Origin of the sequence: Kitasatospora sp. NPDC058965, from assembly GCF_042741245.1 — a bacterium.
Lineage (GTDB): Bacteria > Actinomycetota > Actinomycetes > Streptomycetales > Streptomycetaceae > Kitasatospora.
On sequence record NZ_JBHYKG010000010.1, the window covers coordinates 17,820 to 30,664 of the forward strand.

Consider the following 12,845-nt stretch of genomic DNA (forward strand, 5'->3'; position numbering starts at 1 on the left):
TGGTGCTGCCCCGGATGTGGGGTCTGTTTTTGGGCCCTTATGGTCCCATGGGTCTTTTCGGCCGCCACCCCCGCCCTGGTGGCGGCGGGGCCCGCGCCCGGGGGGGTGTTCCGGGGCCCCGGACAGCTCCGTTGTCGGTCAGCCGACGACGGAGCTGCGTCGCTCCAGCAGCAGGACGTCCCGCCAGACGCCCTGCTGCTGGGCGACACGTTCGCGCGTGCCGATCACCCGGAAGCCCCGACCGGCGTGCAGCGCCAGGCTCGCGGCGTTCTCGGGGAAGATCCCCGACTGCACGGTCCAGATCCCGGCCGCCTCCGTCGAGGTGATCAGCGCGTCCAGCAGTGCCCCGCCGACCCCGCGACCACGAGCCTCGGGCGCGACGTAGACGGAGTGCTCGACGACACCGGCGTACACGCACCTGCTGGAGACCGCCGACGCGGCCACCCAGCCGAGCACGCTCCGGTCGACCGGGTCGAGGGCGACCCGGCGGTGGTCGGCCAGCTTGCCCGCGTCGAAGGCCGACCAGTCCGGCGCAGTGGTCTCGAAGGTCGCGTTGCCCTCGTCGATCCCGGCCTGATAGATCCTCAGCACCTCGGCGGCGTGCTCCGCGGCCATCGCCACCACCAGCAGCGTGCTGGTCGACGTCGTCAGCTCCGAGGTCATGGGCGACCACCATCCGTACGAGGCGCTGAGCGCCGGCTGCCAGCATTCATCGACGATCAACGATAGAACATCGGCGCGGGACGGGCCGATCAGGCCGCGACGGCGGCGGCCTCGCGGTCGGCCGGCGCGGCGAGGTGCCGCTCGGCGTGGAGCGCGGCGGCGCACCCGCCAGGGCTCGAGCCGACACCGACGACCTCGCGCACGTCGGTGTCGGTCACCTCGTCAGGCCTCCCGCTTCGCGTCGATCTCGGCGATCAGGCCCTCGATCAGGCCCTTGATCTCGTCGCGGATCGGGCGCACGGCCTCGACGCCCTGGCCGGCCGGGTCGTCCAGCTTCCAGTCCAGGTAGGTCTTGCCCGGGAAGTACGGGCAGGCGTCGCCGCAGCCCATGGTGATCACGTAGTCGGAGGCCTCGACAGCCTCGGTGGTGAGGACCTTCGGGGTCTGGTCGGAGATGTCGATGCCCAGCTCGGCCATCGCTGCCACAGCTGCGGGGTTGACCTGGTCGCCGGGGATCGAGCCGGCGGAGCGGACCTCCACGCGGTCGCCCGCGAGGTGGCGCAGGAAGCCGGCCGCCATCTGGGAGCGTCCGGCGTTGTGGATGCAGACGAAGAGGACGGACGCGGTGGTGCTGGACATGGTTCTTCCTCCGGCGGAGCCACGGGGGCAGGGAACGGCGCGGTGTGGGCCGAACGGTCCACGGGCTTGGCTGCCTGAGGGTTTGGCAAGTCCCTCGACACCGGCTAACGTATCATTCCATGGTGATGTCAGTCGATAGTGATGTAATGAGGGTGCTGGGCGACCCGCTGCGCATGCGGATCATCACTCTCCTTGCCCGCGAGGCACTGTGCACGACGCACCTGGTCGAGGAGACCGGAGCCAAGCAGACCAACCTCTCCAACCACCTGAAGACCCTGCGGGACGCCGGTCTCGTGGAAACCGAGCCCTGCGGCCGCTTCACCTACTACAAGCTCCGCCCCGAGGCCCTGGAGGCCGTGGCGGCGGAGTTCGCCGGGCTGGCGGCCGCTGCCCGCGAGGCGGCGGAGCAGGACCGCAAACGGTCCTGCTGACCGGCTTCCCGTTCGTTCCACCCCTGCACCAGGAGCCACCCGTGAGCACCACCGAGACCGTACCCGCTTCCTCCGCCGGCTCCACCGCCATGAGTGCTGCCGGCGTTGCCGAGCCGCTGGCCGTAGAGGCGCCGCGGGTGCCGCTGCTCAACCGGGTGGGGGCCGAGTTCCTGGGTACCGCAGCGCTCGTCGCGGTCGTCGTCGGCTCCGGGATCCAGGCCACTGAACTGACCCATGATGTCGGCCTGCAGCTGTTGGCCAACTCGCTGGCCACCGTCTTCGGGCTCGGCGTGCTGATCCTGCTGCTCGGCCCCGTCTCCGGCGCGCACTTCAACCCCGTGGTCACCCTGGCCGAGTGGTGGACCGGGCGCCGCGACCCGAAGGGGCTGGGCGGGCGCGAGGTGGCCGCCTATGTGCCCGCGCAGATCGCCGGGGCGATCGGCGGCTCGGTGCTGGCGAACGCCATGTTCGGCGAGCGGCTGGTGGCTTGGTCCACCCACGACCGCTCGGCCGGGCACCTGCTGCTCGGCGAGGTGGTGGCCACGGCCGGGCTGGTGCTGCTGATCTTCGGGCTCGCGAAGACCGATCACCTGCGGTTCGCCCCGATCGCCGTCGCCTCCTACATCGGCGCCGCCTACTGGTTCACCTCCTCCACCTCCTTCGCCAACCCTGCGGTCACCATTGGCCGCGCGTTCACCGACACCTTCGCCGGGATCGCGCCCAGCTCGCTGGCCGGGTTCGTGGGCATGCAGCTGGTGGGCGGGGTGGTCGGGCTCGCCCTGGTCGCGCTGGTCTTCGGTCGTCGCCGGGCAGCCGCACGATGACTGCTGCGCGGCACGCCGACGTGCTCGTGGTTGGTGGGGGACAGGCAGGACTAGCGGCCGGGTTCTACCTGCGCCGTGCCGGGCTCGACTTCGCCATCCTGGATGCCGCGACGGCGCCTGGCGGCGCCTGGCAGGAGTACTGGGACACGCTGCGGCTCTTCTCGCCGGCCACCTTCTCCTCGCTGCCGGGGCGGCCGATGCCGCATCAGAGGGGGGAGGAGTACCCGGACGCCCCGCACGTCGCGGCGTACCTCACTGACTACGAGAAGCGGTACGAACTGGGTGTCCGACGATCGGTTCGTGTCGGGGCCGTCGAGTCCGAGGGGGAGGGCCTGGTGGCCCGCACCGACGACGGCGACTGGACCAGCCGCGCGCTCATCATGGCGACCGGATCCTGGAACCGCCCCTTCATCCCCGCCGTCCCCGGGCTGGCCGAGTTCACGGGTCGTCAGCTCCACACCCACGGCTACCGCGGCGCGGCGAAGTTCGTCGGCCAGCGGGTCGTGGTGGTCGGGGGCGGGAACTCGGGCGCGCAGATCGCGGCGGACCTGGTACCGCACGCCACCGTCCGCTGGGTCACCCAGCGCCCGCCGCGCTACCTGCCGGACGAGATCGACGGCCGGGCGCTGTTCGACCTCGCCACCCGGCGGGTGCAGGGCGACGGGGGTGGTCCCGGCTCGCTCGGCGACATCGTGGCGGTGGCCCCGGTCCGGGTAGCCCGCGACGCCGGACTCCTCATCGCGCACCCGATGTTCCGCCACCTCACCGCGGAAGGTCCGGCCTGGGAAGACGGCAGCACCTGGGACTGCGACGCCGTCATCTGGTGCACGGGCTTCCGCCCCGACCTCGCAGCCTTGGCGCCCCTGGGGTTGCGCCAGCCAGGCGGGCGCGTCCCGATGGAGGGCACCCGGGCGGTCGAGGACGAGCGGATTCACCTGCTCGGCTACGGCGACTGGACCGGTCCCGCATCCGCCACGCTGATCGGCGTCGGCCGTACCGCCCGTACTGCGGTCCAGGAGATCAAGCTTCGGCTGGTCTGAGCTCAGCTGGTGCCTCAGGTCCGACGCCTACCCTTGCCGCTTGTGCCGCTGCTCACGCTTCCTGGCGTCTTACGCCAGGATGAACTCCGGGGCAGTGGCAGGGGCCGAGGGAGCGCTGGTGGCCATGGTCGACGCAGAGCCCATGAACCGACAGATCGTCCACGGCGAGTTGGAACGGGCCCGCAGAACGTTCCATGATCTGCTCGCATCTGCCGACGAGGACGATTTGAGCAGGCCCACGCTCGGCACTCGCTGGACGAACGAACAGCTGCTGTTCCACATGCTCTTCGGCTACATGGTCGTCCGATCGTTGCTCGTCCTGGCGCGCGTCTTCGGGCGCCTCCCATCCGGCGTGAGCAGGGCGTATGCGCGGTTGTTGAACGCAGCGACCCGGCCGTTCGACGTCATCAACTATCTGGGACCGTGCGTGGCCGTGTACCTGTACGGACACCGGCGGATGGGGGCGAAGGCAGACCGTGTCATCGCGAGCCTGCACAAACAGCTGGAAGGCGAGAGCGAGGCGAACCTTGCGCTCGGCATGCACTATCCCGTCCGGTAGGACCCGTTCTTCACGGATTTCATGACTTTGGGCGACCTCTATCACTACCCGACCCAGCACTTCGACTTCCATCGCTGCCAGCTCACGCTCGACGACGAATGATGCGCCCGCCGCTCGTATCACGGTCAGCGGGCGAGTTCTTGAGGCGCTCTGGGGGCGGGTTTGCGATTGGGCGTACTCACCCCGTCGTGAGCAGTCGGGCCATCGCGGGGAGCGCTGCCGGTCCGACCCTGTAGTACACCCACGTGCCGCGCCGTTCCGAGGTCAGCAGGCCGGCGTCGCGTAGCTTCTTCAGGTGGTGGCTCACCGTCGGCTGGGACACCCCGACGTCCTGGATGTCGCAGACGCAGGCCTCGCCGGCCGGGTGGGAGGCGATCCGGGAGAAGAGACGGAGGCGCACCGGGTCGGCGAGCGCCTTGAACATCGTCGCCATCCGCACCGAGTCCGCTTCGGAGAGCGCGGCCGAGGTCACCGGCGGGCAGCACGGTGTGACGTCGCCCGCGATGAGCGGCAGCTCCAGGGTCTCCAGATTCGACATGCGTCTATGTTGACATCTGTCGATGCAAGCGGCAAGCTCGGCCATATCGACAAGCGTCGAATCAGCGGGCGGAGGGTTCCTTCCAGCCCGTTGGCCGGCGCACATCCCGACCAGAGGGAGACAGCCATGAGCGAGCCGACCACCCCCGTGACCGAGGAGCCCGCCGCCTGTTGCGGTCCGGCCGCCACCACCGAGAGCCCCACCGCCGGGATCACGCCGTGCTGCGGAACGGCCCAGGAAGCGGAGGACTCCCAGAGCTGCTGCGGGTCCGCCGCCAAGCGCGAAGCCGTGGCCGCCGGCTCCGCCTGCTGCTGACAGCCCACCCACCTCGCCCGAGTCCTATCAGCCACTGCACCGCCCGGAGAACCGTGATGAGTGAGAACACCCCCGCCGAGCCCCTGCCAGTCGTCGTGGTCGGAGCCGGACCGACCGGCCTGGCTGCCGCTGCTGAGCTGCTCGAACGCGGCCTCGAACCGCTGGTCCTGGAAGCCGGTCCGTCGGCAGCGACCTCGGTGCGGGCCTGGGGGCACGTCCGGCTGTTCTCCGCGTGGTCCGAGCTGGTCGACCCGGCTGCAGCCCGTCTGCTCGCGCCCACCGGTTGGCAGAGCCCCGATCCGCAGCGCTACCCGACCGGGGCCGAGTGGGTCGAGCTGTACCTGCAGCCGCTCGCCGACGCCCTCGGGCAGCGTGTCCAGTACCGCACCACAGTGATCGGCGCCGCTCGGCGCGGTCGCGACCGAGTCGTCGACTCAGGCCGTGCCGAGCAGCCCCTCACCGTGCACACCCGCGCAGCCGACGGCACCGAAGAGCGGCTGCTCGCTGCCGCGATCATCGACGCCTCCGGCACCTTCGCCACCCCCAACCCGCTCGGCAGTGACGGGCTGCCCGCCGTCCGTGAGCGCGCGCTGGCTGACCGCATCTCCTACGCCGTCCCCGACACCGCGGACCCCGTCACCCGTTCTCGGCACGCACACCGCCGCACCGCGGTCGTCGGCTCCGGTCACTCCGCGCTGACCGCACTCGTCACGCTCGCCGAACTCGCCAAGGCCGAGCCCGGCACCAGCGCGGTGTGGGTCCTGCGGCGCGGCAGCGTCGGCAACGCGTTCGGTGGTGGTTCCGCCGACCAGCTCCCTGCCCGCGGTGCCCTCGGCGAGCGGGCCAAGCAGGCCGTAGCCGCCGGCCACATCGAGGTCGTCCAGGGCTTTCGCACCGAGGCAGTCGAGCGCGACGGCGGCCGGTTGGTGCTCGTCGCCGCCGACGGCGCCCGGATCGGCAACCTGGACGAGATCATCGGCCTGACCGGTTTCCGGCCCGACCACTCCTGGTCCTCCGAGCTGCGGCTCACCCTCGACGAGCGTCTTCAGGCCCCGCTCAAACTCGCGCCCCTCATCGACCCCAACCAGCACTCCTGCGGCACCGTCTACCCTCACGGCGCGGCCGAACTGGCCCACCCCGCCGAGCCGGACGTCTACCTTGTCGGCATGAAGAGCTACGGCCGCGCCCCGACGTTCCTCGCCATGACCGGCTACGAGCAGGTCCGCTCGGTCGTCGCTGCACTCGCCGGCGACCACGAGGCTGCCGAGCGCGTCGAGCTCACTCTCCCCGAGACCGGGGTGTGCGGCGGCGCCGGTCTCTTCGACGAGCCGGAGGCCACCAAGTCCGGGAGCGGCGGTTGCTGCTCGGCTCCCGCGACCCAGCTCCTCACCATCGGCTCCGGAGCCTCCGTCCCCTCCGGCGGTTGCTGAGCCACAGGGTGACCACCTCTCAGACCAGCGGGGCCGCGACCGGAACGGGGGACCGGTCGCGGCCCCGCGCCGCGCTGCCCGCGCTGTGCGCGACTCAGATCACCGGGTGGGGCGTCCTCTATTACGCCTTCCCCGTCCTCGCCCCGCACATCACCGCCGCAACCGGTTGGTCGGCCGGCGCGACCACCGCCGCGTTCACGGTGGCGCTGCTCGTCTCCGCTCTCACGGGGATACCGGTCGGGCGTGTCCTGGATCGACACGGTCCCCGGCTCGTGATGACGGCGGGCTCGGCGCTCGGTGTGGTCGCGGTGGGCGGCGTCGCGCTCGCGCCGAGCCTCCCGGTCTTCTTCGTCGCCTGGTTCTTGGCCGGCGCCGCCATGGCCTCGACCTTCTACCAGCCCGCGTTCGCTGCCCTCACCCGCTGGTACGGGCCGGATCGCGTCCGAGCTCTCACGACACTGACGCTTGCCGGGGGACTCGCCAGCACGCTCTTCGCGCCCCTGACCGCGTACCTGGTCGAACACCTCAGCTGGCGTGGCACCTACCTCGCGCTCGCGGCGGTGCTGGCTGCAGTCACTATCCCGGCCCACGCGCTCGCCCTTCGCGGTCCGTGGTTGGCGGCACCTCCACCCATGGCGAAAACGGGGGCAGGAGGGCCGTCCATCGGCCGCTTCCGCCCCTTCCTCCTGCTCGCGACTGCGCTGACGCTGTCATCGTTCGCCCTCTACGGCGTGGTCTTCGGCCTCGTTCCCCTGCTCGTCGGGCGCGGCGCCAGCCCCGCCGCAGCCGCCTGGGCACTCGGGCTCGGAGGCTTGGGACAGACCATCGGGCGCACGCTCTACAGCAGTTGGGCCCGCCGTACCTCGGTCCGGATCCGCACCGCCGCACTCATCACCGCCGGCGGGGTCACCACGGGGCTTCTGGCCGTCACCCCCGGCCCGGTCCCGTTGCTGATCGCAATCGCCATTCTCGCAGGCACGGTCCGCGGCAACATCACCCTGCTGCAGGCCACCGCCGTCACCGACCGGTGGGGCCCCGCAGCGTACGGCAGGCTCAACGGACTGCTCGGCGCCCCTGTCACCATCGCGGGCGCGCTCGCACCGTGGGGTGGAGCGGCACTCGCTGGCCAACTGGGCGGCTATCCGAAGCTGTTCGCCGCCTTGGCGGTTCTCTCCTTCATGGCGGCAGCCATCTCGCCGGGGAGCGTTCGGCGGGAGCATGGGGAAGGTAGGAAATGCGCCAGCTGATGAGCTGACTTCCTGGTCAGAGTGTCAGCGGCCAGCTGCCGGAATCCGTTGCAATCACCTGTCAGGGAGTCATCCGGGCGTCGACGTAGCCAGGCTGCAGCCCTCGAAGGGCCGCCTCCGGATGGGTTGTGCTTGTGGAAAACTCGAAGCCTGGTAGAACATAAGCAGGTTGCACAGCAGTCTCGGCTACCGAAGTCCCGCCGAGTACGAGACCGTGCTCGGGCCTGACCACCACACCGATGGTGTCCGTCAAAGCGGAGCGAGCTCACGGTCAGCTGTCCTCTGCCTCCGCTTGCCACCGCTCAAGATTGTTCCGGGCCCGCACAGTATCGGGATGGTTCTCCCCGAGAACCCGCGCCCGGTCCGTCAGCAGGGCAGCGGTGATGTCCATCGCTTCCCGCCGGTGCCCGGCCTCTCGCAGCCACCACGCGAGGTTGCCACGGGTGGTCAGGGTGTCGGGGTGGTCGGGGCCCAGCACCCGCTTCCGGTCGGCCAGTACCGCCTCGTACGCGGCGACGGCCCCAGCCGCGTCCCCTGCCTTTCCCCGCCACTCGGCGAGTAGGAAGCGGGTGGTGAGGGTGTCGGGGTGGTCCTCGCCCAGCACCCGCTTCCGGTCGGCCAGTACCGCCTCGTACGCGGCGACGGCCCCGGCCGGATCCCCCGCCTGCCCCCGCCAGCCGGCCAGGTTGTGCCGGGTAGTGAGGGTGTGGGGGTGGTCTTCGCCCAGTACCCGCACCATGTCGGCCAGGGTCTGCTCGCACAAGGGGACGGCCCGGGCCAGGTCCCCCACCGACTCGTAGGCGTAGGCGAGGTTGTTGCGGGTGGTGAGGGTGTGGGGGTGGTCCTCGCCGAGCACTCGAACCCGGTCGGTCAGGGTCTGCTCGTACAGGGGGATGGCCCGGGCCAGGTCCCCCGCCGACTCGTAGGCGCTGGCGAGGTTGTTACGGGTGGTCAGGGTGGCCGGGTGGTCCTCGCCCAGCATCCGCACCATGTCGGCCAGGGTCTGCTCGTACAGGGGGATGGCCCGGGCCAGGTCCCCCACCGACTCGTGGGCGCCGGCGAGGTTGTTGCGCGCGGTGAGGGTGGCGAGGTGGTCCTCGCCCAGCACCCGCACCGCGCCGGCCACCGCCCGTTGGAGGTGTTCGAGGGCGCGGGTGTTCTGGCCTTGCTCGTCGAGGAAGCGACCGGCCACATTGAGGACTGCCGCGGTGGTGTCGGTGTCGGTAGCGGGGTCGGTGTGGCAGGCCAAGGCGTCGATGTGGGGAAGCAGAGTGCGCCAGACGGGCCAGGTGTCGGGGGTCTCCCAGGTCTGGGGAAGGGCGATGCACAGGGCGGTGGTGGCGTTCTGGCGGGCTTGGTCGATGAGGTCGGGGGTGCAGTGGGGGTCGGTGGGGTCGGGGGTGCGGGAGACGGCCTGGACCAGCCGGTGCACTCTCAGGGTGCCGCAACTGACGGTGATCATGCTGTAGGCGGCCAGTCGCATGACAGCCCGGTGGACGGCGGGTGGATTGTCGAGAGGGGCGAGGAGGGTGCGGGGGATGCCGTCGGGCGCGTACCAGGCAATGGTCCGCAGGACCTGTCCGGCCAACGGGGTGTCGGTGAGGCGCTCCAGGGTGATCCGCCAGATCCGCGCGATGGTCCGCCCGCCTTCGTCCAACTCGCCCGACCCCTCTTCCCGGTACATGTCGGCGGGGTAGTCGGCGAGCAGTTCCAGGTAGGCGCGTGGCGTGATGTCGGCCTCGGCGATATAGGCCCCGGCCTGGTTGACGGCCAGCGGCAGGTGTCCGAGTTCCTCGCACAGGTGCTCGGCCCGGTCCATGTCCCGCCCGGGGTCGGTGCGGGTGGCGGAGCGGGTGAGCAGGCCGATGGATTCGGCGGGGGTGAGGACGTCCAGGCGCACGACGGTGGTGCCGGCGGGCCAGACGGTGAGGCGGCTGGTGATCAGGACCCGCCCGGTGGAGGCACGGGCCAGCAGCGGGGCGATGTCGGCAAGGTTGTTGACGTTGTCGAGGATCAGCAGCCAGCCGGTGTGGGTGGCCAGCCACTGCAGTGCACGTTCGGCCAGCTGCTCCTGCGTCAGGACCTCGTCCAGGGCGGGCTGCAGGGTGGTGGCGAGCTTGGCCAGACCCCGCTGGACGGTGGCGGGGCTGTCGGCGGTGATCCACCGGACCGGAGTGAGGCCGTGGGAGCGGGTGGCGGCCCAGTGCGCGGCCAGGGTGCTCTTGCCGACCCCGCCCAGCCCGTCGACCACGAGCACGGCCCCCCGGCCCGGGGCCGTGAGGGCCGCGTCCAGGCGCTCCAGCTCACCGGCACGTCCGACGAACCGGCCGACGCGGAAGGGCAGGTTGTCGATACCCGGTGGGGCGTCCACCTGCGCGGGTGGACGCAACTCGCCGGGCGGCAGGTGCACGATCGTGGCGTAGTCCCCGGTGCTGGCGACCCCGAGGAACGGGGCACCTCCCGTATGGAAGGCGATCGACCGCTCGCCCGAGGCATCCACCGACCCCGGGGCGTGGGCGTGCTCGATGTGACCGGCTGCGATCGACTGCCCCCGCGCACTGATGTGAATACCGGCGGTGTCCGGCGCGGAGAAGGTGGTACCGGGCTCGGTCAGCTCTGGTCCGGGCCCGGCCGGGTAGGGTCGACCGCAGGAACCCCGAGACTCACGTCGCCCATCGTGAACGCGGCGGCCGAACCGCCCTCTGCCGTGATCGACACACTCCCGCCGACCGCCGTGCCGCCGGTGGACGCCGACACCCCGCCCACGCCGGCGGTCTTCTGGGCCGCCTGCAACTGCTCGACCAGGTCGGTCAAGGCCCGGGCGAAGCCGGGGTCGTGCTCGGCGGCGTCCTCCAGGGAGTCGATCAGGCGGCGCCGGGTGCGCTCGCTGGGATCGCCTTGCCCCGTCTCGGCCTCCTGCGCGGCGCGCTCCAGCGCCGGATCGCGGCCGAGCTTGGCGGTCACCAGGTCGTGGAGGCGGTCCATGCCCGCATCCAGGCCCCGTTCGACCTCCTGGTCCGCGCGTCCGCCCACCCGCTGGGCCTTGCGGACCAGGTAGGCGAACTCGTACCGCACCGCAATCTCGATCCCCGTCACCCCACACCCCCAACAATAGTGACTGTGCGTCAGACAGTACCGGTGCCAAGCTCGGCTCAAGAACCCCCGCCAGAGTGGCAACCCAGCTGTGAAACGCCTCACCGGGCAGCGAGACGGGCTCAGCCGGCAGCCGCCTGGGCAGTCCGGCGAGCGTGGAAGCGGCCATTGTTCGTGACACCGGACACGGCCCGATCACCGAGCCGTCGCCCCGGCCGCCTCCGCCCTACCGGGCCCAGCCGCCGGTGGCCGGGGTGCGCGGTCGTAGGCGCTCGCCCTGTGGGCCGAACATGATCAGGTATTCGACCGGTCCGCCGGGGCCGGCGTTCGCGAGTCCGTGGGCGGTGCGGGTGTCGAACTCGGCCACGTCCCCGGCGGTCAGCACGAGGTCCTGGTCGCCGAGTGCCAGCCACAGGCGCCCGTACAGGACGCACAGCCATTCGTATCCGTCGTGGGACACCTGACGCGGCCGCATCGGTGGTGCGTCGATGGCGGGCAGGACGTGCTTGTGGGCGTGCAGGCCCCCGACGTACCGGGTCAGCGGGAGTACCGCCTTGTCGTTGCCGGAACGCTGCGGCACCGGGGGGCGCGGTCCGGCCGGCGCGACGGGGGCGGTGCCGGCCAGTTCGTCCAGGGAGACGTCGTACGCCTTCGCGAGCTGCAGCAGTACCTCCAGGGTCGGCTTGCGCCGGCCCGTCTCGATCCGGGACAGCGTGCTGGGCGAGATGCCGGTCGCGCGGCTGACGGCGGTGAGCGTGGCGCCGTGCCGCTCGCGCGCGGTCCGCAGCCGGGGTCCCATGGCCGCCAGCGTGTCGGCCGTGCCGTCGTCCGTCACTGTTGTCCCGCTCCCTCCGACCGTGCCGCCTACACCGCCCTGTCCTGCCAGTTTGCCAGAATGGCAAGGGTCCTCGCGTCGCGCGGCCGCCGCGCCGCATGATCGGTGGGCAACCGGGGCCGCCCGCGAACCGAGGAGAAGCGATGCACCAGCCCGCGCTGTCCACCGACCTGCGCCACCGCACCATCGAGGCACCCGGTGGGCGTCTGCACCTGGTCGAGCAGGGGGTCGGACCGCTGGTCCTGCTCGTCCACGGCTTTCCCGAGTCCTGGTACTCCTGGCGCCGCCAACTCCCGGCCCTCGCGGCGGCGGGGTACCGGGCCGTGGCGCTCGACGTGCGCGGGTACGGCCGCTCCTCCAGGCCGGCCGCGACGGAGGCGTACCGGATGCTCGACCTGGTGGCGGACAACGTCGCCCTGGTGCGCGCCCTGGGTGAGGAGCGTGCGGTGGTCGTCGGGCACGACTGGGGTGCGAACATCGCGGCGGCCTCCGCCCTGCTCCATCCCGAAGTCTTCCGTGCCGTCGGACTGCTGAGCGTCCCTTACGCCCCGCCGGGCGGTCCCCGCCCCACCGACGTCTTCGCGCGGATGGGCGGTGACCAGGAGTTCTACGTCTCGTACTTCCAGGAGCCCGGCCGGGCCGAGGCAGAGATGGAGCCCGACCTGCGGGGCTGGCTCGCGGGCTTCTACGCGGCCATGTCCGCCGACACGATGCCCGCCCCGGGCGAGCCCGACCCGCACTTCGTGGCCCGAACCGGTGGCCGGCTGCGCGACCGCTTCCCCGCCGGCATGCTGCCCGCCTGGCTCACCGAGGACGACCTCGACGTGTACGCCGGGGAGTTCGAGCGCACCGGGATGACCGGGGCGCTCAACCGCTACCGCTGCATGGACCGCGACTGGGCGGACCTCGCCCAGTACCGCGGGGCCCCGATCGAGCAGCCGTCCCTGTTCATCGGCGGCGCCCTGGACGCTTCGACGACCTGGATGGCCGACGCGATCGACGCGTTCCCGACCACCCTCCCCGCCCTGGCCGCCACCCACATCCTGGACGGCTGCGGGCACTGGATCCAGCAGGAGCGCCCCGAGGAGGTCAACCGACTGCTGATCGCCTGGCTCGCCTCTCTCCAGGGTTGAACCGGCGGGTGTGCCGGCACCAGAGCGGATCTGCGGTTCCGCGGTGCCCTCGGCGCAGAAGCGATTCGCCACCTTGGTACCAGAGTTGACGCATCGTT

The 12,845-nt window shown here is 71.5% G+C and carries 15 protein-coding genes; 8 read left to right on the plus strand and 7 right to left on the minus strand.

What is annotated here, in order from left to right; all coding sequences use genetic code 11:
* Positions 1-138: 138 nt before the first annotated feature.
* The 3 genes from ACFW1A_RS03380 to ACFW1A_RS03390 all read right to left on the minus strand — a co-directional run bounded on the left by ACFW1A_RS03380 (position 139) and on the right by ACFW1A_RS03390 (position 1,302).
* Positions 139-663 (minus strand): GNAT family N-acetyltransferase, encoded by a 525-nt coding sequence (locus ACFW1A_RS03380; protein ID WP_380403317.1) that lies wholly within the window; start codon positions 661-663, stop codon positions 139-141.
* Positions 664-752: 89 nt separating this feature from the next.
* Positions 753-881, minus strand: coding sequence for a hypothetical protein (locus tag ACFW1A_RS03385; protein ID WP_380403320.1), 129 nt, complete (start codon positions 879-881; stop codon positions 753-755).
* Between the two features lie 4 nt (positions 882-885).
* Entirely contained in the window at positions 886-1,302 is a 417-nt protein-coding gene (locus ACFW1A_RS03390; protein WP_380403323.1) for an arsenate reductase ArsC, read from the minus strand.
* A 119-nt stretch (positions 1,303-1,421) separates the two neighbouring features.
* Between ACFW1A_RS03390 and ACFW1A_RS03395 the strand changes: the two genes are divergently transcribed.
* The 4 genes from ACFW1A_RS03395 to ACFW1A_RS03410 all read left to right on the plus strand — a co-directional run bounded on the left by ACFW1A_RS03395 (position 1,422) and on the right by ACFW1A_RS03410 (position 4,156).
* Positions 1,422-1,733, plus strand: a complete 312-nt coding sequence (locus ACFW1A_RS03395) for an ArsR/SmtB family transcription factor (protein WP_380403329.1) — start codon at positions 1,422-1,424, stop codon at positions 1,731-1,733.
* 89 nt (positions 1,734-1,822) lie between these two features.
* Complete coding sequence (locus ACFW1A_RS03400) at positions 1,823-2,557, plus strand: aquaporin (protein WP_380403405.1); 735 nt, start codon at positions 1,823-1,825, stop codon at positions 2,555-2,557.
* Positions 2,554-3,597 (plus strand): ArsO family NAD(P)H-dependent flavin-containing monooxygenase, encoded by a 1,044-nt coding sequence (locus tag ACFW1A_RS03405; protein ID WP_380403334.1) that lies wholly within the window; start codon positions 2,554-2,556, stop codon positions 3,595-3,597. The genes ACFW1A_RS03400 and ACFW1A_RS03405 overlap by 4 nt, the downstream gene beginning before the upstream one ends.
* Before the next feature lie 118 nt (positions 3,598-3,715).
* Positions 3,716-4,156 carry a DinB family protein gene (locus ACFW1A_RS03410; RefSeq protein WP_380403339.1) on the plus strand — a complete coding sequence of 147 codons (441 nt, stop codon included), beginning with the start codon at positions 3,716-3,718 and terminating at the stop codon, positions 4,154-4,156.
* 178 nt (positions 4,157-4,334) lie between these two features.
* On the opposite strand, the gene ACFW1A_RS03415 is transcribed toward ACFW1A_RS03410, so the two are convergent.
* Positions 4,335-4,694: a metalloregulator ArsR/SmtB family transcription factor gene (locus ACFW1A_RS03415; protein ID WP_380403342.1), complete on the minus strand. Its 360-nt coding sequence runs from the start codon at positions 4,692-4,694 to the stop codon at positions 4,335-4,337.
* Between the two features lie 126 nt (positions 4,695-4,820).
* Between ACFW1A_RS03415 and ACFW1A_RS03420 the strand changes: the two genes are divergently transcribed.
* From ACFW1A_RS03420 to ACFW1A_RS03430, 3 genes are read left to right on the plus strand one after another with little or no spacing between them, the layout of a single operon-like run.
* Positions 4,821-5,009 (plus strand): hypothetical protein, encoded by a 189-nt coding sequence (locus ACFW1A_RS03420; RefSeq protein WP_380403345.1) that lies wholly within the window; start codon positions 4,821-4,823, stop codon positions 5,007-5,009.
* A 56-nt stretch (positions 5,010-5,065) separates the two neighbouring features.
* Positions 5,066-6,439 (plus strand): FAD-dependent oxidoreductase, encoded by a 1,374-nt coding sequence (locus ACFW1A_RS03425; RefSeq protein ID WP_380403348.1) that lies wholly within the window; start codon positions 5,066-5,068, stop codon positions 6,437-6,439.
* An 8-nt stretch (positions 6,440-6,447) separates the two neighbouring features.
* On the plus strand, positions 6,448-7,686 hold the full coding sequence (locus ACFW1A_RS03430) for an MFS transporter (RefSeq protein WP_380403351.1): 1,239 nt from the start codon (positions 6,448-6,450) through the stop codon (positions 7,684-7,686).
* Between the two features lie 271 nt (positions 7,687-7,957).
* Here the strand turns inward: ACFW1A_RS03430 and ACFW1A_RS03435 are convergent, their stop codons facing one another.
* From ACFW1A_RS03435 to ACFW1A_RS03445, 3 genes are all read right to left on the minus strand, one after another.
* Positions 7,958-10,186: a tetratricopeptide repeat protein gene (locus ACFW1A_RS03435; RefSeq protein WP_380403354.1), complete on the minus strand. Its 2,229-nt coding sequence runs from the start codon at positions 10,184-10,186 to the stop codon at positions 7,958-7,960.
* Between the two features lie 110 nt (positions 10,187-10,296).
* Positions 10,297-10,782, minus strand: a complete 486-nt coding sequence (locus ACFW1A_RS03440; RefSeq protein WP_380403356.1) for a hypothetical protein — start codon at positions 10,780-10,782, stop codon at positions 10,297-10,299.
* A 223-nt stretch (positions 10,783-11,005) separates the two neighbouring features.
* Positions 11,006-11,614 carry a helix-turn-helix domain-containing protein gene (locus ACFW1A_RS03445; protein ID WP_380403359.1) on the minus strand — a complete coding sequence of 203 codons (609 nt, stop codon included), beginning with the start codon at positions 11,612-11,614 and terminating at the stop codon, positions 11,006-11,008.
* Positions 11,615-11,757: 143 nt separating this feature from the next.
* Here ACFW1A_RS03445 and ACFW1A_RS03450 point away from each other — a divergent pair, with 143 nt between their 5' ends.
* A complete protein-coding gene (locus ACFW1A_RS03450) occupies positions 11,758-12,747 on the plus strand; it encodes an alpha/beta fold hydrolase (RefSeq protein ID WP_380403362.1) in 990 nt (329 codons plus the stop codon).
* Positions 12,748-12,845 lie beyond the last annotated feature (98 nt).

Excerpts from the sequence above, each read along its gene's own strand:
- ACFW1A_RS03380 (WP_380403317.1), bottom strand. The coding sequence starts at position 663 with ATGACCTCGGAGCTGACGACGTCGACCAGCACGCTGCTGGTGGTGGCG.
- ACFW1A_RS03390 (WP_380403323.1), bottom strand. The coding sequence starts at position 1,302 with ATGTCCAGCACCACCGCGTCCGTCCTCTTCGTCTGCATCCACAACGCC.
- ACFW1A_RS03395 (WP_380403329.1), top strand. The coding sequence starts at position 1,422 with ATGGTGATGTCAGTCGATAGTGATGTAATGAGGGTGCTGGGCGACCCG.
- ACFW1A_RS03400 (WP_380403405.1), top strand. The coding sequence starts at position 1,823 with ATGAGTGCTGCCGGCGTTGCCGAGCCGCTGGCCGTAGAGGCGCCGCGG.
- ACFW1A_RS03405 (WP_380403334.1), top strand. The coding sequence starts at position 2,554 with ATGACTGCTGCGCGGCACGCCGACGTGCTCGTGGTTGGTGGGGGACAG.
- ACFW1A_RS03415 (WP_380403342.1), bottom strand. The coding sequence starts at position 4,694 with ATGTCGAATCTGGAGACCCTGGAGCTGCCGCTCATCGCGGGCGACGTC.
- ACFW1A_RS03420 (WP_380403345.1), top strand. The coding sequence starts at position 4,821 with ATGAGCGAGCCGACCACCCCCGTGACCGAGGAGCCCGCCGCCTGTTGC.
- ACFW1A_RS03425 (WP_380403348.1), top strand. The coding sequence starts at position 5,066 with ATGAGTGAGAACACCCCCGCCGAGCCCCTGCCAGTCGTCGTGGTCGGA.
- ACFW1A_RS03450 (WP_380403362.1), top strand. The coding sequence starts at position 11,758 with ATGCACCAGCCCGCGCTGTCCACCGACCTGCGCCACCGCACCATCGAG.